Raw genomic sequence first — 24,802 nt, 5'->3', positions numbered from 1 at the left:
GTGGTGCCGTACCGGGGGGGTTTTCCCCGACCCCGCCCCTTCCCGAAACCGGGGCTGCGCCCCGGACCCCGCGGCCGCGCCTCCGGCGCGGCCCACCCGGGGGCTCCGCCCCCGCACCCCCGGCGGGGCTACCCCCTACACCCCCGCGGCTCCGCCCCGAAACCCGCAACCACACCTCCGGCACGGCCCACCCGGGGCTCCGCCCCCGCACCCCCGGCGGGGCTACGCCCCTCGGGCTCCACCCCGATCCCCGCCACCGCATTTCCGCACACGGACGGCATCCCGGGGCTCCGCCCCCAACTCCGCAACCACACCTCCGGCACGGCCGCATCCGAGGGCGCCTCCCGCCTGGCCCCGCCCCCGCACCCTTCGCGGCTCCAGCACGAACCCGCCGGCGCGTCTGGGCGCGCCCACAGCAGCCCCGGCCTCCGCACTCAACCCCACTTCGGTGCCTTCGGCACGGCCGGATCCGAGGGCTCCGCCCCCGCGCCCTCTCGCGGCTCCACGAAACCCGCCGGCGCGGCTCGCGCGCAAACAGCCTCTACGGGCTCCGCCCGGACCCCCGCGGAGAAGCTGCGCCCCTCAAGGTCCACCGGACCCCCGCAACCGCGCCTCCGGCGCGGACAACGCCCCCGCCGCGCCGCGGGGGCGCGCGCTCAGTCGTCCCGCCACACCTTCCGGCGGCCGTCCCCCATCGACGGTCTCGTCGCCTCCCACACCCGTCGCCACTCCGCCACCGGCTTCCCCTGCTCCACCGGCGTCGCCGTCAGCGGGAGCGCCGTCGTGCGGCCCTCGGGGAGGGTCAGGCGGCCCTCCTCCGCCGCGCGGAGCGACTGGTACCAGCCCAGGTCCTCCTCCGCCCACAGGGCGGCGATGTGGCGCAGCATGCGGGCGCGGAAGTCGGTGACCGACTCGCCCTCCTGCGGGGGCAGGGGGCGGCCGAAGCGGACCACCAGGCGCGTGCCCGTGCGGGTCGGGAGGGCCTTGCCGCGCGGCATGGCCGCGAACGTGCCGCGGACCGCCACCGGGACGACCGGGATGCCCATGTTCACGCACAGCCTCGACGCGCCCATCTTGAACGAGCTCATCCAGCCGTCGTGGGACCGCGTGCCCTCCGGGTAGAGCAGCAGGCTCCAGCCGTCGTCGATCAGCTCCGCCGGCAGCGACACCCCGCCGCGGCGCGACCCGTAGCGGTCCACGGGGAACGCGTTGAACATCAGGGCGGTCGTGATGCTGACCGCCGTGGAGGTGAAGAAGTAGTCCGCCGCCGCGCCGACCGCCGTGCGGTCGGCGATGCGGCGGGGCAGGGAGCCGAGGATCAGCGGGGTGTCGAGGTGGCTGGAGTGGTTGGCGACGAAGATCGCCGGGCCGCGCAGCGACTCCAGCAGGTCCAGGCCCTCGATCTGCGGCCGGGTCTTGGCCCAGGCGTACTGCTTGAGCACCCCGCGCTGGAGCACGTTGCGCACGGCGCGCGCCGCGGGCGTGCGCGCCCACGCGGTGGGGAAGGTCTTCTGCTCCACCTTCCCCGCCCCGAAGCCCGCCGCGCTGCCGCCCGGGGTCCGGTAGCCGCGGGGGGCCAGCGCGCGGCCGCGCCAGTCGCGGCCCGCCCGCACCATCGCGAGGTCGCCGCGCAGGCTGCCCTTCCCGGACCGGCGGCCCTTGGCGGGGCCCTTCGCGCCGCTCATCGGACGGACGCCAGGGTCAGCGGCGGCATGTGCTGGTACGTGATGGAGGGGCTGGTGCCCACCGTCTGCGAGGCCAGTTGCAGCGCGTCGTTCAGCGTCGACGCCGACTGCACGCCGAGCCGGGAGGCCGCGCTCCGGTCCGCGCCGACGAAGATGACCTGACCCAGGTGCTGCATTGCGTGGGCGCCCCAGTACCACATGTAGAAGGGGTGCACGCCGTGGTAGGCGTAGCTCTTGCGGTAGAGGTGTGTGTACCACGGGTCGGTGGCGAACTGCTTCTCGAACTTGGCCTCGATGACCGCCGGGTCGGTGGTCTCGGCCAGCACCTCTTCGTAGAAGTCGATGTAGCTGGGGTGGTGGACGGGGTGGAACTCGTTCGGCATCGGGTGGTAGAAGATCCCGACGCCGCCCTCCCGCACGATCGGCTTGTTCAGGTAGAGGTTGAAGAAGTAGCCGAGGCCCAGGCACATCGTCAGGATCGGGTTCATCACCGAGTTGACGTTGTACGGGCAGATGTACGGCAGGCCGTAGACCGCGACGTCGGCCTGCCCCTGCACCTCGGTGAGCTGCTGGCGGTGGACGTTGCGCAGGGTGATCGGGTGCACCTCGCTCGGCGCGCCGGCGTTCACTCCCGTGACCCCGTACGGCGCCTCCGTCTTGTGCCACAGCCGGCGCCGCATCGACGGCGTCATCAGCGCGTTGCCGCGCCGGGAGGCGAGGTACGCGGCCTGGTCGCCGTAGTTCCACTCCCACTCGCGCTTGTTGAGGAAGCGGGTGGCGGACGGGAAGGTGTCGTTGTTCAGCGTCGTCTCGACGGTGAACACCTTGACCTGGCCGCCGATCAGGTCGTGCATGCGGTTGTACGAGTGGTGCATGGCCGACTTCGGCGGGTCGTTGAACGACCGGGAGTGCCGCAGCGTGTGCACGTTGTGGTGGTGGCGGATGCTGCGGTAGCTGGCCAGGCCCACCGACACCGACTTGGGCCCGCCGCTCATCGCCGTCGAGGTGATGTTGACGTAGACGACGAGGTCGCTCTCGGCCGCCCGCCGGTTGATCTCGACCTCCTCGCCCTCCGCGGTGTCGCCGAGGTGCACGAGGTTGTCGCGGTCCTCCGCGTCGTGGTTGGTGAGGTGCTGCGGGAAGAACGACCGGAACACCCGGTCGCCCACGACGTGCTGCAGCTCCGCCGGGGTCATGCGCCGGTGCAGGGCGTTGGCGGCGATCAGCTCGACGTCGTCGACGCCCTTGGCCGCCGCCATCTCCAGCACCTGCTCGATGATGCGCTGGCGCACGTCGGGCCGGCGCATCGGCGGCAGCGGCAGCGACAGGTCGTCGAAGACGATCGTCAGCCGCATGCCGGCGAACAGCAGCTCGGGCAGGGGTTCGCTGCCGTGCGGTTCGAGCAGCGCGCGGCGGATGACCCCGTCGAGGTCGCGGATGCCGGGCAGCGAGTCGGGCGGGTAGATCACCCGGGTGCCGTGGGGCAGCCGCTCCAGCCGGAAATTCTCGCCCTCGTGCACCAGCAGGGGCGGGGTTCGTTCGTCGACTTCCAGCACGAAGCCTGGTCTGCTCACGCTCTCTCCTCAGTGTGGTCGCCGGCGCCTGCAGCGGGCGGCGGTGCGGGCGTCGGGTGCCCGGCGGCTGCGTACGGCGGTGGGGGGCGGCCGACTCCGGTGTCGGCCCCTACCCTGCCATTCGTGCCCGGTCAGCCGTCCAGGGTCGGGTCAAAGGCGATCTTGACGGAACCCGCGGAGCCGGCCGCGAACGCGTGCTCCAGCGCGGGGCGCCACTGCTGGAGCGCATAGCGTTCGACGTAGCCGTCCAGGGGCGCGGTGGCGGCGAGCTGCACCGCCTTGTCGAAGTCGGTGCCGGCGCGGCCGTCGGGGCCCGCGTCGCGCTCGTCGTCCGTCACGTCCTCGCGGCGTCTGGTCGTGTACGCGCCCACGAGGCTCAGCTCCCGGTACCACAGCGGGGTCAGGTCGGCGCCCCCCGGGATGCCGGAGACGACGACCGTGCCCCCGGCCCGTACGGTACGCAGCGCGGTGTCCAGGCCGGCGCCGCCGCCGGTGCACTCGAAGGCGATGTCCACCCCGCCGAGCAGGAACTCCGCGCCCATCTCGGGGCGCTGGGCGAGCGCCGAGGTCATCCGGCGGACGGCGCGCAGCGCGCGGTCCGGCTCCACGGCCTCGTCCGCGCCCAGCGCAAGCGCCCGTTCGCGCTGGTGGCCGTGTTTGGCGACCACGTGGATGGTGCCCGCCTCGGTGAGCTGCCGCAGCGCCAGCACGGTGAAGAGACCCACCGTGCCGGCCCCGATGACCAGCACCGCGGCGCCCGGCTCGATCGGCACCCGGCGCACCGAGTGGATCGCGCAGGCCAGCGGCTCGATGAGCACCGCGCGCTCGTCCGGCAGGTCGTCGGGCACCGGGCGGAGCTGGTGCTCGTGGGCGACCATGCGCTGGGCCCAGCCGCCGCCGGTGTCGGCGCAGTAGCCGGTCTGCATGCCGGGCGAGAGGTGCCCGGAGGTGATGTGGTCGCAGCGGTTGGTGTGCCCGGCGCGGCAGGCGTCGCACTCGGGCAGGCCGCGTACCGCGCAGGACAGCACCGGGTCGAGCACGACGCGGGTGCCGCGCGGGATGGCCGGCAGGTCGTCGACGGTGGTGCCGACGACCTCGTGTCCCGGCACGAACGGCGTGGACGTCAGCGCCGCCAGGTACGGCGACACGGTGCCGTTGAGCATCCCGAGGTCCGAGCCGCAGATGCCGGACAGGCTGGGCGCCAGCCGGGTCCAGCCGTCGCCCTTGGGCAGGTCGCGCCGGTCGCGGGTGAGCCGCAGCGGGGCGAGCGAGCCGGCCAGCGAGCCGGCGGCACGGTTGCGGGTGCGGCTGAGCCCGCGGGCGGCCAGGAAGCGCGCGGGCGAACGGTGGTACTGAAGCGCCAGGCTCATCGGGCCTCTCCGTCGGGTGCGGTGCGGCCGGCCGCGGGCAGGGCCCGTACGGGCCGCGGCCGGGTGTGGCTGATCACGGTGCCCGCGAGCGCGTCCCAGCGGCTCGCGGTGTGCGTCCCCCAGCGGGCGATCTCCCAGCGGTGGCGCTTGGCATGCCGGAACAGCCGGGTGTCGGGGTTGACCGCGTGCGGCTTGCCCACGGCCTCCAGCAGCGGCCGGTCCGAGTAGCTGTCGGCGTAGCCGAAGCTGGCGCCGAGGTCGAGCTCCCGCTCGCGGGCGTGGCTCTGCAGCCACGCCGCGCGGCCCTCGCCGACGATCGGCGGGGTGCGCAGGAAGCCGGTCAGGACGCCGTCGTGCTCGGCGAGGTGGGTGGCCTCGATGTCGTCGAAGAGCGGCCGCAGCGGCTCCACGAGGATGTCGAGGCTCCCGGTGATGAGCACGGTGCGGTGGCCGGCGGCGCGGTGGGCCCGGATGCGGCGTACCGCCTCGGGCATCACGCGGTGCAGCAGCGCGTCGCCGACCTGCTCGGCGACCAGGGCGCGCAACTCCTCGGCGCGCGCGCCCTCGTACCGGCGGAAGAACGAGCGCATCACGTCGCCGCGGTCGCGCCGCTCCGCGAGCAGGTAGCGGGGCGCGTTGCGGGCGAGGTCGAACAGCTCGGGCGCCCAGCGCCCGCGCGGCAGCGACGCCAGCCGGGTCCAGACGTAGGACTCGACGATGTCGGAGGCGATGATCGTGCCGTCCAGGTCGAAGACGGCGGCGGTGCTGCCCCCGGCGGCGGCGCCGGGCGGGAGCGCGGCCGGGTTCGGCTTGCGGGTGGTGCGGCCCCCGCCGGTTCTCGCCCGCAGCGGCGCGGTGACCTTGGGGCAGTGGACCTCTTCGAGGTACGTGTACCAGTCGATCTCGGCGGGGTCGAAGCCGTGCTCGGCGGCGCGGTCGGCGGGCAGCGCGTCGCCCAGCGCGCGCAGCTCGCGGTCGTCGTAGACGACGGCGGTACGGGTGTAGACGCCGTACAGATCGGAGTAGCGGCGCAGCGTCTCCAGGGAGCGCTTCTCCTTGTGCAGCCTGCTCGCCCACTCCTGGGTGCGCTCGGTGCCGGGCAACTGGCCGAGGAGCTTGTCCGCGAAGTTCGCGGCGCGCTCGCCGGCGCCGAGCGCGAACTCCACGCGGGAGGCGCCGGGGAAGGTCCACGACGGCGGCCGTACGTGACCGCGGCCGCTGCTCTCCGGCAGCGGGTCGCGGCGGAAGTACGAGTGCACGTGCTTGTACAGGTCGCGCAGCGTGAGGGGGTTGGTGGCGCCGGAGCCGACGTGGAAGTAGTGCGGCTCCGCGCCCTCCTCGGGCGGGGCCGCGGCGGCGGCGAGGGTGGCGTTGACGACGAGGTCGACGGGGACGACGTCCATCACGGTGTCCGGCTGTCCCGGCATGTCGCGCAGCAGCCCGCTGCCGTACGCGATGATCAGCGGGTCGGCCATCTTGAAGCCGTCGATCCAGCCGGGGTACGGATGGCGCAGCGCGCTCTCCACGATCGCGGGCCGCACGATGGACAGGGGCCGGCCCGCCCACAGTTCCTCGACGGCGCGCTCGGACATCGCCTTGGTGAAGGTGTAGACGTCGGAGAAGCCGAGGATCTCGGCGCGGGTGGCGCCGTGGGTGACGAGCCGCTCCTCCACCCACGCGCGGCGCGCGTCCTCGGCGTCCTTGGCGGCGATCTGCGGTCCCGCCTTGCCGTGGTCCCGGCCGGCCTTCTCCAGCGCCTTGCGCAGCACTTCGGGGCGGCGGGAGGCGCGCTCGACGTCGTCGCGGGCGGCCAGGCCCTGGGCCAGCTCGCCACGCCAGTCGATGTCGTGGGTGAGCCGGCCCTCGCGGACGAGGCCCTGGCCGCCGCTGGAGACGTACGCGGTGGAGATGTGCACGATGTGCGGCGGGCGCTCCTGCCGCCCCAGCTTCTCGTACAGCGCGACGGCACCGGAGACGTTGCTGCGGAACGCCTCGTCGATGGGCGGGTCGAAGGAGACGGACGAGGCGCAGTGGATGGCCACGTCGATGTCGCCGGGGAACTCGACGTCGTCCAGCCGGTCGAGCGCGCCCTCGATGACGGTGACGCGCCGCTCCGCCTCGGCGAACGCGGCCTCGTCGCCGACCTGCTCGCGCCAGCCGCGGAAGACGTCCTTGCGCAGCAGGCGGCGGAAGCGCTCGGCGGCGCCGCCGTTGCCCCGCGGGCGGACGACGATCGAGACGCGGGTGCCCGGATGGCCGGACAGCAGCCGCTCCAGCAGCGCCTGCCCGATGAAGCCGGTGGCCCCGGTCAGCAGGACGTGCGCGTCGTCGAGTCGCCCGATGCGGTAAGTCCCCGTCACTCGTGCCCTCCCCTGGTCTGGTCTTGCATATGCCGGTCTCTGTTTCTCGTGCGGACCGGCGTCAACCGGTGGCGGGCCGCGGCACCGCCAGGTCGCCCCGGTAGCGGACTGCGGCAGCTTCGCACACCGCGCGTACGGGCCAGCCCAGCGCGGCCGCCGCGGACTCCGCCTCGGCCAGCTCCGGCTGTACGGTGAGCGCGCCGCCGGGTCCTTCGGCGACCTTGACGGTGACCTGCTGCTCGGCGCCGGGCGGGCCCACGGCCACCACGGCGCTCTGCCGGGGCAGCATCAGGCGCCGGTGGGCGGACCAGCGGACGCCGAGCGTGGTGGTGTGGCGGAACAGCGCGTCGGCGACGGCGGGCCGCACCTCCGCCGCGCACAGCGCCGTGACGACGCGGCCGGGGCGGCCGTGCCGGCCCACGGTCTCGGTGGTCCAGCAGTCCCACGCGCCGGCGGCGCGCAGGGCGGTGAGGACCGAGGGCCACAGCCGCGGGTCGAGGTCGTCGACGGTGCTCTCCACGACGGTGACCTCGCCCTCGGCGGGCCCGCCGGCCGCCGGGGCGGCGAGGGTGCCGACGACGACGCGGGTGATGTTGGGGCGGTCGGGGGTGTCGCGGCTGCCGCCGCCGGTGCCCACGGCCCGTACCGCCATGTCGGGCAGCGGGCCGGGAGCGGCGAGGGCGGCGACGAGCGCGGCGCCGGTGGGCGTGGTGCGCTCGCCGGCGAGCCCGCCGCCGGTCAGCGCGAGGCCGCCGGCGGCTGCCAGGTGCAGCACCGCAGGTACGGGGACGGGCATCCGGCCGTGCGCGCAGTCGACTTCCCCGCTGCCCGCGGCCAGCGGGGAGCAGGTGACGGCGGCGCCGGGGGCGAGCAGGCCGAGGTCGTCGAGTGCGGCGGCGCAGCCGACGACGTCCGCGAGCGCGTCGAAGGCGCCGACCTCGTGGAAGTGGACCTCCGCCGCCGTGGTGCCGTGCGCCTTGCCCTCGGCCTCGGCGAGCAGCCGGAAGACGCGGGCGGCGAAGTCCGCGGCCCGCGCGGCGAGTCCGGCGCCGGCCGCGCGGTCGAGGTCCGCGAGGACGTCGGCGAGGTGGCGGTGGCGGTCGGGGACGGCGGGGCGGTGGACGGTGACGCGGTTGCACCCGAAGCCGCCGCGGCGGTCGCGCGCCACGGACACGCCGAGCCCGTCGACCTTGAGCGCCGCGACCGCGTCCCGTACCGCGGCGAGGTCTGCGCCCGCGTCGAGCAGGGCGCCGAGCAGCATGTCGCCGGCCACCCCCGCGGTGCAGTCGAGATGGGCCGCGGCCGTCCCCTCAGCCACCGTGTGCCACCCCCGCCGGCAGGTCCCGTTCATGATCGCTGGGAGAGCCCTTCCCGTACGTCTCCCCCGCCACACCTGCGCACGGGGCCGCCTGGCCCGGGTGGGCGACGCCGTACGCGAAGGCCGGGCGTCCGCCGAGCTGTTCAGTCACCGGCACGCACCCCCACGACCTTGGCGGCGTGGACGGCGGCGCCGAAGCCGTTGTCGATGTTGACGACCGTGAGCCCGGGGGCGCACGAGGCGAGCATCGCGCCGGCGGCGGCGCGGCCGGCGTCGGCGAAGCCGTAGCCGACGCTGGTGGGGACGCCGACGACGGGGGCGGTGAGCAGGCCCGTGACGACGCTCGGGAGCGCGCCGTCCATGCCCGCGACGACGATCGCGCAGTCCGCGGCGCGCACGTCGCCGAGCACCGCGAGCAGCCGGGACAGGCCGGCGACGCCGACGTCGGCGTAGAGCCGGGAGCCGGTGCCGAGGGCGTCGAGGGTGGCGACGGCCTCGCGGGCGACGGGCAGGTCGCTGGTGCCGGCGGTGAGCACGGCGACGGTGCCGCGGGGGGCCGGCAGCGGGCCCACGGTGACGGTGCGGGCGCGCGCGTCGACCCGTACAGGCTCGTCCGCGAAGGCGTCTGGCGCGGCTCGCAGCACCTCCTCGGGGCAGCGGGTGGCCAGCGCCGGGAAGTCGGGCGTGCGGCGGCGCAGTTCGGCGAGGAGCCGGAGCGTCTGCTCGGGGGTCTTGCCGTCCGCGTAGACGACCTCGGGCACGCCGGTGCGGCGGCGCCGGTCCACGTCGAGGCGGGCGAAGTCGCCGACTTCGGCGACGACGCCGTCCAGCAGCCCCGCCTCCCCCGGCGGGGTGCCGGTGGCGTCGAGGGCGCTGCCGTGCGGGTCGCTCATCGCGCCGGCGCTCCATCGGGAGAGGCGGTGCGGGCGGCGGCGCGGGCGGCGGTGCTGACCGCGCCCGTGCGGTACGGGGCGAGGCTGCCCTCGCCGAGCGGGCCGACGGCGGCGACCTCGCGCAGCAGCGTGTCGCCGAGGCCGTGCGCGGCGGCGACCTCGCGGTGGGCGGGCGCGTCCAGTTCGATCCGGAAGCCTTGCTTCAGCAGGCGTACGCGCACGTCGCGGGCGCCCACGCGGTGCTCGTCCAGCGTCTCGCGGACCCGCTCCTCGGCCCGTTCGACCAGGTGCAGCCGGTCCTTGGAGACGGGGACGCCCACCGCGATGCGGGACGCCAGGCAGGGCATGCCGGGCTTCTCCGCGACCGGCAGGCCCCAGGCCCGCGCGAGCGCGCGCACCGCGGCCTTGCCGAGCCCGGCGGCGGCCAGCGGCTCGGCGGCGGCGAGTTCCTTCGCGGCGCGCAGCCCGGGGCGGTGGGCGGCGCGGCGGTCGTCGAGGTGGGTGCCGGTGGCGACGTGGGCGAAGCCGTGCTCCGCGGCGTAGCCGGCGACCCGGCCGAGGACGGTCTGCTTGCAGAAGTAGCAGCGGTCGCCGGCGTTGGCACGATAGCCCGCGACGGACAGCTCGTCGGTGTCCAGCACGACGAGTTCGGCGCCGAGGTCCGCCGCCGTGTCGCGGGCGAGGGCCAACTCGCCGCGGGCCAGCGCGGGCGAGTCGGCGATGACGGCGACGGCCCGGCCTGGGCCGAGGGCGCGTACGGCCGCGGCGAGGACGACCGTGGAATCCACGCCACCGGAGTATGCCACCGCGACGCTGCCGAGTCGTCCGACTTCCGCCAGCAGCGCGGCGGCCGCGGCCGCGGCACCGGGCTCCGCGAGGGCCGGCCCCGCGGCGGGGGCGGCCGCCGCGGGGTCACCGGTGCCGGTGGCGGTGGACCCGCGCAGGCCGGCGGGGCCGTGGTGCGCGGCGGGGCCGGCGTCCGTCATGCGTGCGAGCCCGCCGATCGACGTCGTACGGCGGCGATCCCGGCCGCACCCGCGACCAGCGCGGCGCCCGCGACCAGCCGCTTGCGCGAGCCGGGCCGCGCGGTGTCGACGCCGGCCACCGGCACGCCGGCGCCGAAGTCCGCGACGCCGCGCTGGACCAGGTTGAGCCCGTCCATGCCGGGCAGCTTGTGCACCTTCTCGTCGATCTTGCGCACGGCGGCGGCGCCCGCCTCGTCACCCAGCAGGTGCCGCAGCACGAAGCGGGTCTCCTCCCTCGGCTGGATGGTGGAGCCGACGGGCTGCCAGAAGCGCTCGGTCACCCAGCGGGCCAGCGAACGGGCGCGCTGGGAGCGCTCCAGGCGCTCCTTGGCCTGGCTGGCGTAGAACGCGAGGTGCCGGGACTCCTGGCGCTGTATCCGGCCGAGCAGCTTGGTCAGTTCGGGGTGCTGCTCCTTGTCGATGAGGCTGCCGTACGCGGCGTGCGCGGACCACTCGTTTATGGCACCCCACGTCATGTGCACGGCGACGAAGTCGTCGCCGATGGCGTTGGCCGCGATGGACTGGTAGATCGGCGCCAGCCGGTCCCTGAGCCCCTGGGCCTCCCGCACCTCGCGGATGTGGTCGTAGTCGGCCTTCTGCCCGTGGGCGCGCAGCACGGAGTCGATCGCCTCGCCGTGCCAGAACTCCTCGAAGGCCCACATCGACATGAACGCCGTCACGTCCGGGTCCCGGTGGGACGGGGTGACCAGCACGTCCCGCAGGTAGCAGACCGTGTGGCTCTCCACGTCCGACATGTACCGCAGACAGCGCAGCGCCTCCGCGGACAGGGGGCGCTCGGCGAACGCGTCGAGGTCCAGGTCGTCGACTTGGACGCGTCCGGCCGTGTTGATGTAGCCCGGTATGTCGAAGGCCATTGCTCTCCCCTCCGGCAGATGCGCCGATTACGCCGAGTCCATCACGGCTGGAAGCCCTTTATCAACATCTGTTGAGTTAGCTCGCGATTCTAGATCGCAGCCGATCCCGGGCGCCACTGCCCCCACCCCTGACGCAGCAGAAACCCGCGGGGTTGACTCGGCACGCTAGTGCGCGGCGGCCGGGAGCGGGCCGAAGAGATAGCCGTCGATGGTGCCGCCGACGATCTCGGCCAGCTCCCGCCGGGGCAACTCGGCGAGCGGGCCGAAGCGCACCACGTAGCGCACCAGGGCGGTGCCCACGAGGTGGGAGCCGGCGAGGCCGGCGCGCAGCTCCGCGCGGTCCTTGACGGCGCGGGCGGCGACGCGTGCGACCAGTTCGCGGGTGATGAAGTCGCGCAGCACGTTGGCGGCCGGCTGGTACGAGGCGGCGGAGAGCAGGATCGCCTGAAAGGGCCACCTGGTCTCGGCGTCGTCCCACAGATCGAAGTAGTAGGCGGCCAGCCGCCGGCCCAGCCCCTCGGTGGTTTCGCCGACGATCTGCCCGAGTACCTCGTCGGGGCGCATCACGTCGGCGATGGCGGCGAGGTACAGCCCTTCCTTGCTGCCGAAGAACTGGACGAGAAGGGACGGGTCGACGCCGGCCTCGCGCGCGACGGCGCGCAGGCTGCAGGACGCGTAGCCGCGGGCGAACATGCGCTTGGCGGCGCGGATGATGTCCGCCCTGGTGTCGGGACGGCCGGGGCGGGGCCCGAGTGGCCGCACCCGAGGGCCCAGCGTTCTCTTCCCGGTCACGGTGGTCGCTCACGCTCCAACGCAGATGTGCATTCTGCTCTTTGCGTCAAGTCTTCGGTGAACGCCCGGCCGGGACAAGAGGGGCGGGCCAAAGCTCCGGTCAAGACGGGGCGTCGGGCGGCGGCCCGCGGCACGGCCGCGCGGGCGTCGGGGGCCGGCCGGCGCAGGGGGCGCACCCCGCCGGCCGGCCCCGCGCCCGCGCACGCGACGGGGCCGGATCAGACGCCCGCGACCGTACGGTGCGGGGCGATGCGGTGTTCGCCCGCGTACACGTTCATGGTGTCGCCGCGCAGGAAGCCCACCAGCGTCATCCCGGTCTCCACCGCGAGATCGACGGCCAGCGACGACGGCGCGGAGACCGCGGCCAGTACCGGGATCCCGGCCATCGCCGCCTTCTGCGCCAGCTCGAAGGACGCCCGGCCCGAGACCATCAGCACGGTCTCGCCCAACGGCAGCCGGTCCTGCTGCAACGCCCGCCCGACCAGCTTGTCCACCGCGTTGTGCCGGCCCACGTCCTCCCGCAGATCGACCAGCTCACCGGCCGGGGTGAACAGGGCGGCGGCGTGCAGCCCGCCGGTGCGGTCGAAGACCCGCTGCCCCGCCCGCAACCGGTCCGGCAGCGCGGCCAGGACGTCCGGAGTGAGTTTCGTCTCACCGTCGTCGGCGATCGGCCAGCGGGTGGTGGTGCGGACGGCGTCCAGGCTCGCCTTGCCGCACAGCCCGCACGACGACGTCGTGTACACGTTGCGCTCCAGCGTGACGTCCGGCACCGGCACCCCCGCCGCCAGCCGCACATCCACCACGTTGTACGTGTTCCCGCCCTCCGCACCGTCCACGGCACCCGCGCAGTACGTGATCCCCGCCAACTCCCCGCCCCGGGCCAGCACCCCCTCACTGACCAGAAAACCCGCCGCCAGCGCGAAGTCGTCCCCCGGCGTCCGCATCGTCACCGCCAACGCCCGACCACCCACCCGGATCTCCAGCGGCTCCTCCGCCACCAGCGTGTCCGGCCGCCGCTCCACCCGCCCGCCACGCACCCGCGTCACCGGACGCCGCACCGTCACCCGACCCATCGCCGATCACTCCGCACCCTGGACGTTCTGGACGTGCTGATAGCCGAACCTGCCCTTGATGCACAGGTTGCCCCGCGTGATCGGGTTGTCGTGCGGCGAGCCGACCTTGACGATCCGGTTGTCCTGCACGTGCAGCGTGAGGTTGCAGCCCACCCCGCAGTACGCGCACACCGTCGTCGTCTCCGTCTGCGCCTCCTCGTCCCACGTGCCGGCGGCGCGCATCTCGTACTCGGTCCGGAAGCTGAGCGCCCCGGTGGGGCAGACCTCGATGCAGTTGCCGCAGTAGACGCAGGCCGAGTCGGGCAGCGGGCCGTCGTGCTCCACCGCGATCGTCGTCTCGAAACCCCGGCCGGCGACGGCGATGGCGAAGGTGTTCTGCCACTGGTCGCCGCAGGCGTCGACGCACTTGTAGCACATGATGCACTTGCCGTACTCGCGCACGTAGAGGTCGTTGTCGACCTTCGCGCCGCGGCCGGCCACGGTCGCGGCGTCCGGGCCGAAGCGGTCGGGCTCCGCGCCGTACTCCTCGATCCAGCCGGCGACGTGGGGCGTCGTCGACAGGTCGGTGGAGGAGGCGAGGAGTTCGAGGACCAGCCGGCGGCTGTGCCGGGCGCGCTCGCTGTCCGTACGGACCTTCATGTCCGGCTCCGCGCGGCGCGAGCACGCGGGCGCGAGCGTACGGGAGCCCTCGACCTCCACGACGCAGACCCGGCAGGCGTTCTTGGGCGTGAGCGTGTCGCCGTAGCAGAGGGTCGGGATGTCCTTGCCCGCGGCGGTGCAGGCGTCGAGGATCGTGTCGCCCTCCAGGGCGTGGACGGTCTCGCCGTCGAGTTCGAACGCGACGCGGCGGCGCGGCAGGCCGAGCGGGACACTGGTCATTCGTAGGCTCCCAGGCGGTCGATGGCGGACTCCACGGCGTTCCACGCGGTCTGGCCGAGGCCGCAGATGGAGGCGTCGCGCATGACCTGGCCCACCTCGCGCAGCAGCGCGACGTCGGCGGCGGCCGCGGCGCCGCGGAGGTCGGCGATGCGGTGCAGGGCCTCCTCCTGCCGGACGGTGCCGACGCGGCACGGGACGCACTGGCCGCAGGACTCGTCGCGGAAGAACTCCGCGACGCGGATGAGGATGCGGGGCAGGTCGACGGTGTCGTCGAGGACGAGGACGACTCCGGAGCCGAGGGTCGCGCCGGCGGCGCGGGCGCCCTCGAAGGTCAGCGGCACGTCCAGCTCGTCGGGCCGGACGAAGCCGCCCGCGGCGCCGCCGAGCAGCACGGCGCGCAGGCCGGGCGGGGCGCCGCCGGCGAGGTCGAGAAGCTCGCGGAGGGTGGCGCCGAAGGGGACCTCGAAGACGCCGGGGCGCGCCACGGTGCCGGCGACGCAGAAGAGTTTGGTGCCGGTGGAGGACTCGGTGCCGGTGGCGGCGAAGGCGGCGGCGCCGTGGGTGAGGATGGGCAGGACGTTGACCAGGGTCTCGACGTTGTTGACCGCGGTGGGTTTGCCGAAGAGGCCCTGCTCGACGGGGAACGGGGGCTTGGTGCGCGGCTCGCCGCGGTGGCCCTCGATGGAGTTGAAGATCGCGGTCTCCTCGCCGCAGATGTACGCGCCGGCGCCGCGGCGGATCTCGATGTCGAAGGCGTAGCCCTGGCCGAGGACGTCGTCGCCGAGGAGGCCGCGGGCGCGGGCGCGTTCCGCGGCGTGGGTGAGGCGGTCGAGGGCGCGGGGGTACTCGCCGCGGAGGTAGAGGTAGCCGAGGTGGGCGCCGACGGCGTAGCCGGCGATGGTCATGGCCTCGATGAGGGCGTACGGATCGCCCTCCATGAGGACGCGGTCCTTGAAGGTGCCGGGCTCGGACTCGTCGGCGTTGCAGACGAGGTAGCGGGTGCGGACCGGCTGGGAGGCGGTGCCCTGCCACTTGCGCCCGGTGGGGAACGCGGCGCCGCCGCGGCCGAGGAGGCCGGACTCGGTGACCTCGTGGATGACGCCGGCGGGGCCGAGGGCGAAGGCGTTGCGCAGGGCGGTGTAGCCGCCGTGGGCGCGGTAGTCGTCGAGGTCGGCGGGGTCGGCGGTGCCGATGCGGCGGAGGAGGACGAGGCCGGGGTCGCCGGCCTGCGGGACGGCGGCGGCGGGCGGGGGCTCCTGGGCTGCCCGGCCGGGGTCCTGGACGGCGCCGAGGAGGGCTTCTGCGGTGGCGGGGGCGATCACGGCGGCGGTGGGTGTTCCCCTACCCCGCCCCTTCCCGAAACCGGGGGCCGCGCCCCCGGCCCCCGCCGCCCCCGCCTCCGGCGCGGGGGATCCCGGGAGCTGCGCCCCCGTACCCCCGCGGGGGCTTCGCCCCGGCGACCCCGTGCCCTCGTCAGCGCCGTCTCCTCGCGACCCCGGGCCCTCGTGCTTGCCGTTCACCCGCACCCCCGCGCTTCCGCGCGGGCCAGGCGCCTCCGCCGCCCGTATCACCAGCGCCGCCGGGGCCCGTTCGCACAGGCCCAGGCACGGGCTCTCCTGCCACACCGCTCCCTCCGCCGCGGTGCCCGCCGGGCCCAGCCGGTCCTCCAGCGCCGCCCGCAGCGGCGCGACCCCCCGCGCCGCGCACGCGATGTCCGTGCAGACGTGCAGCACCGTCGCCGGGCGGGGCCGCAGCGAGAACATCGCGTAGAAGGTGGCGACGCCGTACGCCTCCGCCGGGGGGACCGTGAGGCGGCGGCAGATGTAGTCGAGGGCGCCCTCGCTGATCCAGCCCACCCGGTCGTTGACCGCGTGCAGCGCGGGGAGCAGCAGGTCGCGGCGGTCGCGGGCCTCGTGGCCGCCCTTGGCCCAGCGCAGGTCCGCCGCGTCGCGTTCGCCGCCCTCCCAGCCCGAGGGGGCGGGGCCCAGCAGCGCGTCGACGGCGTCGCGTTCCGCGTCGGAGGGCTTGGCGTCGGTGTACTTCAGGTCCACGAGGGCACCGCCTGCCGGTCGGCGAGTGCGAGCTTGTCGATCCGTACCGCCGCCGCCTTGTACTCCGCCGTGCCCGCGATCGGGCAGGTCGCCTCGATCGTCAACTGGTTGGTGTCGACCTCGTCCGGGAAGTGCAGCGTCATGAACGCCAGCCCGGGCCGCAGCCCGGCGTCGATCCACACCGGGGCGACGACCGAGCCGCGGCGCGAGGTGATGCGGACCTCCTCGCCGTGGGCGACGCCGTAGGCCGCCGCGTCCTCCGGCGACAGCTCGATGTTCTCGCCGCGCCGCAGCGGCGAGGCGAAGCTGCTGGACTGCACGCCGGTGTTGTACGAGTCGAGCCGCCGGCCGGTGGTGAGCCGCAGCGGGTAGTCGTCGTCCAGCAGGTCCACCGGCGGGGAGTGCAGCACCGGGCCGAAGGCCGCGCGCGTGCCGCGGCGTTCGGGGTCGGTCTCCCAGAGCCGGCCGTGCAGGTACGTCGGCTCCAGCCGGTCCTCGCTGGGGCAGGGCCACTGGATGCCCTGGTGCTCCTCCAGGCGCGCGTACGTCATCCCCGCGTGGTCCGGCGAGACCGCGCGCAGCTCGTCCCAGACCTCCTGCGCCTCGCCGTACTTCCAGTCGTGGCCCAGCCGGCGGGCCAGGTCGCAGAGGATGTCGATGTCGTCGCGCGCCTCGCCGGGCGGGCGTACGGCCTTGCGGACACGCTGGACGCGCCGCTCGCTGTTGGTCGTGGTGCCCTCGGTCTCGCACCAGGCGGCGGAGGCGGGCAGCACGACGTCGGCGAGCAGGGCGGTCTTCGTCAGGAAGATGTCCTGGACGACGAGGTGGTCGAGGGCGCGCAGCCGCTGGATCGTGTGCTCGTTGTCGGCCTCGGACTGCGCGGGGTTCTCGCCGATGCAGTAGACGGCCTTCAGCGTGCCGCGTTCGATGCCGTCGAGCATCTCCGTGAGGTTGAGGCCGTAGCGGGGCTGGATGACCGCGTCCCAGGCGGTCTCGAAGCGCTCCCGTACGCCCGGCTCCAGGATGTCCTGGAACCCGGGCAGCCGGTTGGGGATGGCGCCCATGTCGCCGCCGCCCTGGACGTTGTTCTGCCCGCGCAGCGGCTGCAGCCCGCTGCCGCGGCGGCCGACATGGCCGGTCAGGAGCGCGAGGTTGATCAGCGCGCGGACGTTGTCGGTGGCGTTGTGGTGCTCGGTGATGCCGAGGGTCCAGCACAACTGGGCGCGCTCCGCGGTGGCGTACGCGTGCGCCAGCTCGCGGATGGCCTCGGCGGGGACGCCGGTGACCTGCTCGGCGGCGGCGAGGGTCCAGGGCTCGACGGCGGCGGCGTACTCCTCGTAGCCGCTGGTGGCGCGTGCGACGAACGCGGTGTTGGCGAGCCCGGCGTGGATGATCTCGCGGCCGACGGCGTGGGCGAGCGGGATGTCGGTGCCGACGTCGAGCCCGAGCCAGCGGTCGGCCCACTCGGCGGTGCCGGTGCGGCGCGGGTCGACGGCGAACATCCTGGCCCCGTTGCGGATGCCCTTCAGCACGTGCTGGAAGAAGATCGGGTGCGCGAAGCGGGCGTTGGAGCCCCACATCACGATCAGGTCGGTCTCCTCGACCTCCGCGTACGAGGAGGTGCCGCCGCCGGAGCCGAAGACGGCGGACAGGCCCGCGACGCTGGGTGCGTGGCAGGTGCGGTTGCAGGAGTCGACGTTGTTGGTGCCGATGACGACGCGGGTGAACTTCTGCGCGACGTAGTTCATCTCGTTCGTCGAGCGGGCGCAGGAGAACATGCCGAAGGCGTCGGGGCCGTACGCGTCCGTGGTCGCGGTGAAGCCGCGCGCGGCGGCGTCGAGCGCCTCCTCCCAGGTCGCCCGGTGCAGCTCGCCGTCCGCGCCGCGGACGAGCGGGTGGGTGAGCCGCGGGTACTGCTTCGGGGTCCGGCTGCGGTCCTTCATGAGGCGCTCCTGGCGGTGTCCTGGCTGTCCTGGCTGTCCTGGCTGCTGGTCTGGCTGCTGTCCTGGCTGGTGGGGTTGCTCGGGTTTCCTGCGGCGGGGGTACGTGCCGACGTCTCGGCGAGCAGGCCGGCGACCGCGGCGATGGCGCGCACCGTCGGCACCGGGACGCCGGTCAGGCCGGCCAGTTCGACCACGGCGGCGAGCAGCACGTCGAGTTCGAGCGGCTTGCCCCGCTCCAGGTCCTGGAGGGTGGAGGTCTTGTGGTCGCCGACGCGCGCGGCGCCGTCGAGCCGCCGTTCCAGGGAGATGTCGGGCCGGCTGCCGAGCCGGGCGGCGACCTCCAGGGTCTCCCGCATCATGGCCGTGACCAGCTCGCGGGTGCCCGTGTGCCCGGCGATCTCGCCCATGGTGGCGCGGGTGAGCGCGCTGATCGGGTTGAACGAGATGTTGCCGAGCAGCTTGATCCAGATGTCGTTGCGCAGGTCGGGTTCGACGGGGCACTTGAGCCCGCCGGCCTGCATGGCCGCGCTGAAGTCGAGGCAGCGCGGGCTGATCGTGCCGCCCGGCTCACCGATGGAGAAGCGGGTGCCCTCCAGGTGGCGTACGACGCCGGGGGCGGCCAGTTCCGTGGCGGCGTAGACGACGCAGCCGATGGCGCGCTCGGGCGGCAGGGTGCGGGTCACGGCGCCGCCGGGGTCGACGCTCTCGATGCGCTGTCCCGTGTACGGGCCCGGCAGGCCGTGGAAGTACCACCAGGGGATGCCGTTCTGGGCGGCGATGACCGCCGTCTCGTCGTGCAGCAGCGGGTGGACGAGCGGGCCGCTGGTGGCGTACGAGTTCGCCTTCAGCCCGAGGAAGACGTAGTCGACGGGGCCCACGGCCGCCGGGTCGTCCGTCGCCTCGGGGCGGGCGGTGAAGTCGCCGCGCGGGCTGAGGACGCTGACGCCTGCGCGGCGCATGGCGGCCAGATGGGGTCCGCGGGCGATGAGATGGACGTCGGCTCCGGCGCGGTGGAGCGCGGCTCCGACGTAGGCACCGATCGCGCCGGCGCCGACAACTGCGACTTTCACTGGCGGGCTCCCTTGCGTGCGATGCGATCGCGGGGGGCTCTTTCCTAGTCGACAGAATATTGTCTACAGTATCCCTTTCACGGAGGTCAAGGGTCGTGCACCCCTTCTACGGCGGCCCGTTGGGCCGCACCGCAACCGCGGGAGGCCGCTGATGACGACGCTCGGAACCACTCCCCCAGCCCCCACCGCACGCCCCGCCGCGCTGAGCTGGCCCGGGGCGCGCGCCGCCGCCGCAGCCGCGGCCGGCCCGCTCGACGTCCACGACACCCCGCTGCGCCGCGCCCACGGGCAGGCGCTCGCCGAGCCGTTGACGGCCCGCGCGCCGCTGCCGGCGTTCGACACCGCCGCGATGGATGGCTACGCCGTCGCCGGGCCGGGGCCGTGGGCCGTCGCCGGGCGGGTGCTGGCCGGGCAGGAGCCGCCCGTGGCGCGGCTCGCGGCCGGGCGGGCGCTGGAGGTCGCCACCGGCGCCCGGGTGCCCGAAGCCGCCGAGGCGGTGCTGCCGTACGAAGACGCCCTGCGCACCGGCGCGTCGGTGGCCGGCGCCGTGCGGCCCGGCCGGCACGTCCGGCGGCGCGGCGAGGAGTGCCCGGCCGGCGCCGAGGTGCTCCCGCCCGGCGCCGTCCTGACCCCGGCGGCGCTGGGGCTCGCGGCGAGCCTCGGGTACGACCGGGTCGCCGTGCACCGCCGCCCCCGCGTCGCGCTCCTCGTCACCGGCGACGAGCTGGTGCGCCGCGGCACCCCGCCGGCCGGCCGGGTCCGCGACGCGATCGGCCCGCTGCTGCCCGGCGTCGTGGCCTGGGCAGGCGGCGCGCCGCAGCCCGTGACCTATCTGCCCGACGGCCGCCCCCCGCTGGCCGCCGCGCTGACCCGGGCGGCGGGCGGGGCCGACGCCGTCGCGGTGTGCGGCGCCTCGTCCCGCGGGCCGGCCGACCATCTGCGCCCGGCGCTGGCCGACCTGGGCGCCGACATGCTCGTCGACGGGGTCGCCTGCCGGCCGGGGCATCCGCAACTGCTGGCCCGGCTGCCCGGCGGCGGGCCGCCGGTCGTCGGCCTGCCGGGGAACCCGTACGCCGCCTTCGCGGCATGTCTGACGCTTCTCGTACCGCTCCTGGAACGGCTGGCGGGCCGCACTCCCCCGCCGCCCTGGCGCGCCCGGCTCGGCCCGGCCGCCACCGGCTACGCCCCTGCCCCGCACCCGCGCGACACCCGGCTCGTGCCGGTGACGCTCGACGGCACCCGCGCCGTCCCGGTCGGCCACGACCGCCCCGGGCTGCTCTGGGGCGCCGCGGCGGCGGACGCCGTGGCGGTGCTGCCGCCGGGCGGTGCCGACGACGTGGAGTTGCTTCGGCTGCCCCGCTGACACCGCGCCACAAAAGGTGTGAACTTCCTCACCACGGGGGGCACTCATGACCATCGGAGGCTCTCGGTAGACTGTAGACAAAAGCCAATTCGCCTGCCGCAGGGGCGACGGAGGGTGGGGGAGATCGATGCTGTCCCAGGGACTGCCCCAGGGGGCGATGCCCCGGCTGGAACGGCCGGGCCCGCTGCGTGAGCGGGTGTACGAGGCCCTGCTGGAACTGATCATCACGCGCACCCTCCCGCCGGGGCAGCACCTGGTCGAGACCGAGCTGGCCGGCCACCTCGGCGTCTCCCGCCAGCCTGTGCGCGAGGCGCTGCAGCGGCTCAACACCGAGGGCTGGGTCGATCTGCGCCCCGCCCAGGGCGCGTTCGTGCACGAGCCGACCGAGGCCGAGGCCGACCAGCTCCTCGTGGTGCGCGCGCTGCTGGAGACCGAGGCCGCCCGCCTCGCCGCCGCCAACGCCTCCGGCCAGGGCATCGTCCGGCTGGAGGAGCTGTGCGAGACCGGCGAGCGGGCCGTCGCGGCCGACGACCTCGAAGCCGTCGTCGCCGCGAACCTCGCCTTCCACGCCTACGTCATGGAGCTGGCCGGCAATGCCGTGCTGGCCGAACTCGCCGCCCAGGTCGGACGCCGGGTCCGCTGGTACTACACCCCGGTCGCCCGGCAGCGCGGCGCCCAGTCCTGGATCGAGCACCGCGAGCTGATCGCCGCCGTGCACGACCGCGACGAGGCCCGCGCCCAGGAGGTCATGCGCGCGCACACCGAGCACACCCGCCGCTCGTACCACCAGCGCCAGCGCGACATCCAGCACCGCTGAGGCCCCGGCCGGGTAGCGGTCGGCCGGGGCCTCTCGTGCGGGTCGTGCGGGTCGTGCGGGTCGTGCGGGTTCCGCCCCGCCCGGGGCGGAGCCACGGGTCGGGGACCGGGACCCGGGGCTAGTCCGTCTCTCTGCTGATCGGCCGCGGGTTCGGCTCGATGTCCTTCAGCCGCGACCGGCCCGGCGGGGTCAGGAACAGCGCCATACAGCCGGCGAAGAGCGAGATGGAGCCCGCCAGGATGAAGGCGCCGGAGTGCCCCCAGGCGCCGACGACCACGGAGCCCATGCCCGCGCCCAGACCGGAGACGAGCTTGGCGCTGTAGACCATGCCGTAGTTGGAGGCGTTGTTGTTCTCGCCGAAGTAGTCCGCGGTCAGCGCCGCGAACATCGGGAAGATCGCACCGCCGCCGAAGCCGGAGATCGAGGAGAAGATCAGGAACAGCGGCAGGTTCTTCATCTCGGCCGACCAGAGGATGCCGTACTGGGACAGGCCGAGCACGGCGCACACCACGATCAGGCAGCGCTTGCGCCCGTAGAGGTCGGACAGCCAGCCGATGACGCCGCGGCCGGTGCCGTTGACGATGGCCTTGAGCGACATGGCGGTGGCCACGATCCCGCCGGCGAAGCCGGCGTCCTCGCCGATGTCCACCTGGAAGGCGATGCCGAAGATGTTCACGCCGGACGTACACGCCAGGCAGAACCACATCAGCGTCACGCGGCCCGTCGCAAACGCCTCCCGCGGGGTGTACTGCTTGACCGCGGGCGGGTTCATCTTCAGCGAGCGGGCCGCCCGCGGGTCCTCCGGCGGGTTGAGCGGGTCGACCGCCTCCGGCCACCAGTTCTTCGGCGGGTCCTTGAAGAAGAACCCGGCCGTACCCACCATCAGCGCCAGGAGGAGCCCGACCGAGACCAGCACCCAGCGGAAGTTGGTCAGGTCCATGTAGCCGGTGAAGAGGAACACGAAGGGCACGGAGCCGTAGGCGAAACCGCCGTTGACGAAGCCGGTCTTGCCGCCCTTACGCTCCGGGTACCACTTGCCGACCATGTTGACGCAGGTCGCGTAGACCATGCCGGCGCCCATGCCGCTGAACATGCTGAAGCCGATGTACGCCACGACGACGTGCGGCGCGTACGCCAGCGACACGTAGCCCAGCAGGGTGCCGGTCGCACCCAGCATCATCGCGAAGCGGGCCGGCAGTCTGCCCGTCTCGCGCAGCTTCCCGGCCGGGAACGCGACCGCGGCCTGGAAGAACACCCACACGGTCATCATCCAGAAGATGTGGCCGCTCGCCCAGTTGTGCGCGGTGTGCAGCGTGTCCTCGGCGGAGGCGAACGCGTACTCCGCCGAGCTGATCCCCATCATGCCGATCCACGGAAGGATCACCATCCATTTCCGCTTGCGGCCCATGATGTCGACGTCGGACTCGCCTATCCGATAGGTCCTGCCGTTTCTGTCGGTCACCTCCCGGTAGGGGAGGACCGACCGGTCTTCGGTTGTCGTCATGGGTTGCACCCCTTGTATCGAGATTCGGTCAGCGCCCCCTGTCCTGATCTCTGCGGTGGTGCGGGTGGGTCAGGCGAGCAGCCCCGCCGCTCTCGCCCAGCGGTACTTCGCCCCCAGTACGGCGACCGGCTTCTCGGTCGTGTACGGGTAGGCGACGACACCGCGCTCGAAGAGGTACGCGCTCGCCTCCTCGACCTCCGTGTCGCCCGCGAGGGACGCCACGACAGGCTTGACGTTGCCCCTGGCCCGCTCCTCGGCCACCACGCGGGCGGCGAGTTCGGCGAAGACCATGGGCGGGGTGACGATCGTGTGCCAGTAGCCGAGGACCAGCGCGTGGATGCGCGGGTCGGTCAGGCCCAGCCGGATCGTCGCCTCGTACGTGGCCGGCGGCTCGCCGCCGGTGATGTCGATCGGGTTGCCCGCCGCGCCGAACGGCGGGATGAACCGCATGAACGCCTCGTCCAGGTCGGCCGGGATCTCCATCAGCCGCAGCCCGTTGTCGACCACGGCGTCGGAGAGCAGCACCCCGGAGCCGCCGGCGCCGGTGATGACGACGATGTCGTCGCCCTTCGGCGTGGGCAGCACGGGCAGGGCGCGGGCGTACTCCAGCATGTCGTTCAGCCCCGGCGCGCGGATCACGCCGGCCTGGCGGAGCACGTCGTCGTAGACCGCGTCGTCGCCGGCCAGCGCCCCGGTGTGGGAGCCGGCGGCCTTGGCGCCGGCGCTGGTGCGGCCGGCCTTGAGGACGACGACGGGCTTCTTCGGCACGGTGGCGCGGGCGGCCTCGACGAAGGCGCGGCCGTCCTTCAGGTCCTCCAGGTGCATCGCGATGCAGGTGGTGTTGTCGTCCTCGCCGAAGTAGGTGAGGAGGTCGTCCTCGTCCACGTCGGACTTGTTGCCGAGGCCGACGATCGCGGAGACGCCGGTCTTCGTGGTCCGGGCGAAGCCGAGGATGGCCATGCCGATGCCGCCGGACTGGGAGGTCAGCGCCACGCCGCCCTTCACGTCGTACGGCGTGCAGAAGGTGGCGCAGAGGTCCTGCCAGGTGGAGTAGTAGCCGTAGATGTTGGGGCCGAGGACGCGGACGCCGTGCTCGGCGGCGATGTCCGTGATCCGCCGCTGGAGTTCGTGCTCGCCGGTCTCGGCGAAGCCCGAGGGGATGAGCACGGCGTTGGGGACGCCCTTGCGGCCGGTCTCCTCCAGGGCCGCGGGGACGAACTTCGCGGGGATGGCGAAGACGGCGACGTCCACCTCGCCGGGCACGTCGGCGATGCTCTTGTACGCCTTGCGCCCCAGGATGTCGTCGGCCTTCGGGTTGACGGGGTGGATGTCGCCGGAGAAGCCGCCGTCGACGAGGTTGCGCATCACCGAGTTGCCGATCTTGCCGGTCTCGTTCGAGGCCCCGATGACGGCCACGGAACGCGGCTTCATCAGCCGGTTCATCGCCGCGAGGATCTCCTCGCGGCCGAACTGCGGGCGCGTCTCCGGCTCCTTCTCGCCCAGCAGGATCCGCACGTCGGCGGCGAGCGCGCCGTCGGGGGTGGCGATCACGGGGTTGAGGTCGACCTCGGCGATCTCGGGGAAGTCCGCGGCGAGCTCGGAGACCCGGCGGATCTGGTCGGCCACCGCCCCCCGGTCGACGCCCGGCTCGCCGCGCACCCCGCGCAGCACCTCCGCGGCGCGGATGGAGTCGAGCATGCCGGCGGCCTCGTCGGCGGTCACCGGCGCGAGCCGGAAGGTGACGTCCCCCAGCACCTCGACCAGCACCCCGCCGAGACCGAACGCGACGACCTTGCCGAACGTGGGGTCGGTGACGGCCCCGACGATGACCTCCCGGCCCGGCGGCAACTGCTGCTGGACCTGCACGCCGTCGATCCGGGCGTCCGGGTCGTACGCGCGGGCGTTGGCGACGATCCGCCGGAACGCCGCGCGTACGGCGGAGGCGTCGGCGAGGCCGGTCTCCACTCCCCCGGCGTCGGTCTTGTGCACGATGTCCGGCGAGACGATCTTCAGCACGACCGGCCCGTCGAAGCCGTCGGCCAGCGCCACCGCCTCCTCCACGTCCCCGGCCAGCCCCTCGCCGGGCACGGCGATGCCGTACGCGTCCGCGATCCGCTTCGCCTCGGGGGCGGTGAGCGCGGTGCGGCCCTCGGCGCGTACGTCCGCGAGCAGTTCGCGGACCGCCGCGGTGTCCTTGGCGCCGTCCATCT

18 protein-coding genes are annotated in these 24,802 nt (G+C 74.3%); 2 read left to right on the top strand and 16 right to left on the bottom strand.

What is annotated here, in order from left to right; translation table 11 throughout:
* Positions 1-656: 656 nt before the first annotated feature.
* From O7599_RS34395 to O7599_RS34330, 14 genes are all read right to left on the bottom strand, one after another.
* Positions 657-1,685: a lysophospholipid acyltransferase family protein gene (locus O7599_RS34395; RefSeq protein WP_281619513.1), complete on the bottom strand. Its 1,029-nt coding sequence runs from the start codon at positions 1,683-1,685 to the stop codon at positions 657-659.
* A complete protein-coding gene (locus tag O7599_RS34390; protein WP_281619512.1) occupies positions 1,682-3,259 on the bottom strand; it encodes a lactate racemase domain-containing protein in 1,578 nt (525 codons plus the stop codon). Before O7599_RS34390 ends, O7599_RS34395 begins: the two co-directional genes overlap by 4 nt.
* Before the next feature lie 131 nt (positions 3,260-3,390).
* Positions 3,391-4,629 (bottom strand): zinc-binding dehydrogenase, encoded by a 1,239-nt coding sequence (locus tag O7599_RS34385; protein WP_281619511.1) that lies wholly within the window; start codon positions 4,627-4,629, stop codon positions 3,391-3,393.
* Positions 4,626-6,989, bottom strand: coding sequence for an HAD-IB family hydrolase (locus O7599_RS34380; protein ID WP_281619510.1), 2,364 nt, complete (start codon positions 6,987-6,989; stop codon positions 4,626-4,628). Before O7599_RS34380 ends, O7599_RS34385 begins: the two co-directional genes overlap by 4 nt.
* A gap of 61 nt (positions 6,990-7,050) precedes the next feature.
* Positions 7,051-8,307, bottom strand: a complete 1,257-nt coding sequence (larC, locus tag O7599_RS34375) for a nickel pincer cofactor biosynthesis protein LarC (RefSeq protein ID WP_281619509.1) — start codon at positions 8,305-8,307, stop codon at positions 7,051-7,053.
* Between the two features lie 143 nt (positions 8,308-8,450).
* Positions 8,451-9,200: a nickel pincer cofactor biosynthesis protein LarB gene (gene larB, locus O7599_RS34370; protein WP_281619508.1), complete on the bottom strand. Its 750-nt coding sequence runs from the start codon at positions 9,198-9,200 to the stop codon at positions 8,451-8,453.
* The gene (locus O7599_RS34365; RefSeq protein ID WP_281619507.1) at positions 9,197-10,186 is read right to left on the bottom strand and encodes a TIGR00268 family protein; all 990 of its coding nucleotides are present in this window, start codon (positions 10,184-10,186) and stop codon (positions 9,197-9,199) included. The genes larB and O7599_RS34365 overlap by 4 nt, the downstream gene beginning before the upstream one ends.
* Positions 10,183-11,100 carry a ferritin-like domain-containing protein gene (locus O7599_RS34360; RefSeq protein ID WP_281619506.1) on the bottom strand — a complete coding sequence of 306 codons (918 nt, stop codon included), beginning with the start codon at positions 11,098-11,100 and terminating at the stop codon, positions 10,183-10,185. The genes O7599_RS34365 and O7599_RS34360 overlap by 4 nt, the downstream gene beginning before the upstream one ends.
* Before the next feature lie 165 nt (positions 11,101-11,265).
* Complete coding sequence (locus O7599_RS34355; RefSeq protein ID WP_281619505.1) at positions 11,266-11,892, bottom strand: TetR family transcriptional regulator; 627 nt, start codon at positions 11,890-11,892, stop codon at positions 11,266-11,268.
* 218 nt (positions 11,893-12,110) lie between these two features.
* Entirely contained in the window at positions 12,111-12,965 is an 855-nt protein-coding gene (gene fdhD, locus O7599_RS34350) for a formate dehydrogenase accessory sulfurtransferase FdhD (protein WP_281619504.1), read from the bottom strand.
* A 6-nt stretch (positions 12,966-12,971) separates the two neighbouring features.
* Positions 12,972-13,844, bottom strand: coding sequence for a 2Fe-2S iron-sulfur cluster-binding protein (locus tag O7599_RS34345; protein ID WP_281619503.1), 873 nt, complete (start codon positions 13,842-13,844; stop codon positions 12,972-12,974).
* Positions 13,841-15,895 (bottom strand): NAD(P)H-dependent oxidoreductase subunit E, encoded by a 2,055-nt coding sequence (locus O7599_RS34340; protein ID WP_281619502.1) that lies wholly within the window; start codon positions 15,893-15,895, stop codon positions 13,841-13,843. The genes O7599_RS34345 and O7599_RS34340 overlap by 4 nt, the downstream gene beginning before the upstream one ends.
* On the bottom strand, positions 15,886-17,838 hold the full coding sequence (locus tag O7599_RS34335; protein ID WP_281619501.1) for a molybdopterin-dependent oxidoreductase: 1,953 nt from the start codon (positions 17,836-17,838) through the stop codon (positions 15,886-15,888). Before O7599_RS34335 ends, O7599_RS34340 begins: the two co-directional genes overlap by 10 nt.
* Entirely contained in the window at positions 17,835-18,908 is a 1,074-nt protein-coding gene (locus tag O7599_RS34330; RefSeq protein ID WP_281619500.1) for a 2-dehydropantoate 2-reductase, read from the bottom strand. Before O7599_RS34330 ends, O7599_RS34335 begins: the two co-directional genes overlap by 4 nt.
* 151 nt (positions 18,909-19,059) lie before the next feature.
* Between O7599_RS34330 and O7599_RS34325 the strand changes: the two genes are divergently transcribed.
* Both O7599_RS34325 and O7599_RS34320 read left to right on the top strand, forming a co-directional pair.
* Positions 19,060-20,271 carry a molybdopterin molybdotransferase MoeA gene (locus O7599_RS34325; RefSeq protein ID WP_281619499.1) on the top strand — a complete coding sequence of 404 codons (1,212 nt, stop codon included), beginning with the start codon at positions 19,060-19,062 and terminating at the stop codon, positions 20,269-20,271.
* Between the two features lie 127 nt (positions 20,272-20,398).
* Positions 20,399-21,088 (top strand): GntR family transcriptional regulator, encoded by a 690-nt coding sequence (locus O7599_RS34320; protein ID WP_281619498.1) that lies wholly within the window; start codon positions 20,399-20,401, stop codon positions 21,086-21,088.
* 118 nt (positions 21,089-21,206) lie between these two features.
* Here the strand turns inward: O7599_RS34320 and O7599_RS34315 are convergent, their stop codons facing one another.
* Together O7599_RS34315 and O7599_RS34310 are read right to left on the bottom strand one after the other, a co-directional pair.
* Positions 21,207-22,592 (bottom strand): OFA family MFS transporter, encoded by a 1,386-nt coding sequence (locus O7599_RS34315; RefSeq protein WP_281619497.1) that lies wholly within the window; start codon positions 22,590-22,592, stop codon positions 21,207-21,209.
* Positions 22,593-22,661: 69 nt separating this feature from the next.
* Positions 22,662-24,800 (bottom strand): acetate--CoA ligase family protein, encoded by a 2,139-nt coding sequence (locus O7599_RS34310; RefSeq protein ID WP_281619496.1) that lies wholly within the window; start codon positions 24,798-24,800, stop codon positions 22,662-22,664.
* Positions 24,801-24,802: the final 2 nt, after the last annotated feature.

The organism is Streptomyces sp. WMMC500, from assembly GCF_027497195.1.
GTDB lineage: Bacteria > Actinomycetota > Actinomycetes > Streptomycetales > Streptomycetaceae > Streptomyces.
The sequence above is the reverse complement of the archived record's forward strand: the minus strand, read 5'-3'. Positions and strand labels throughout refer to the sequence as shown.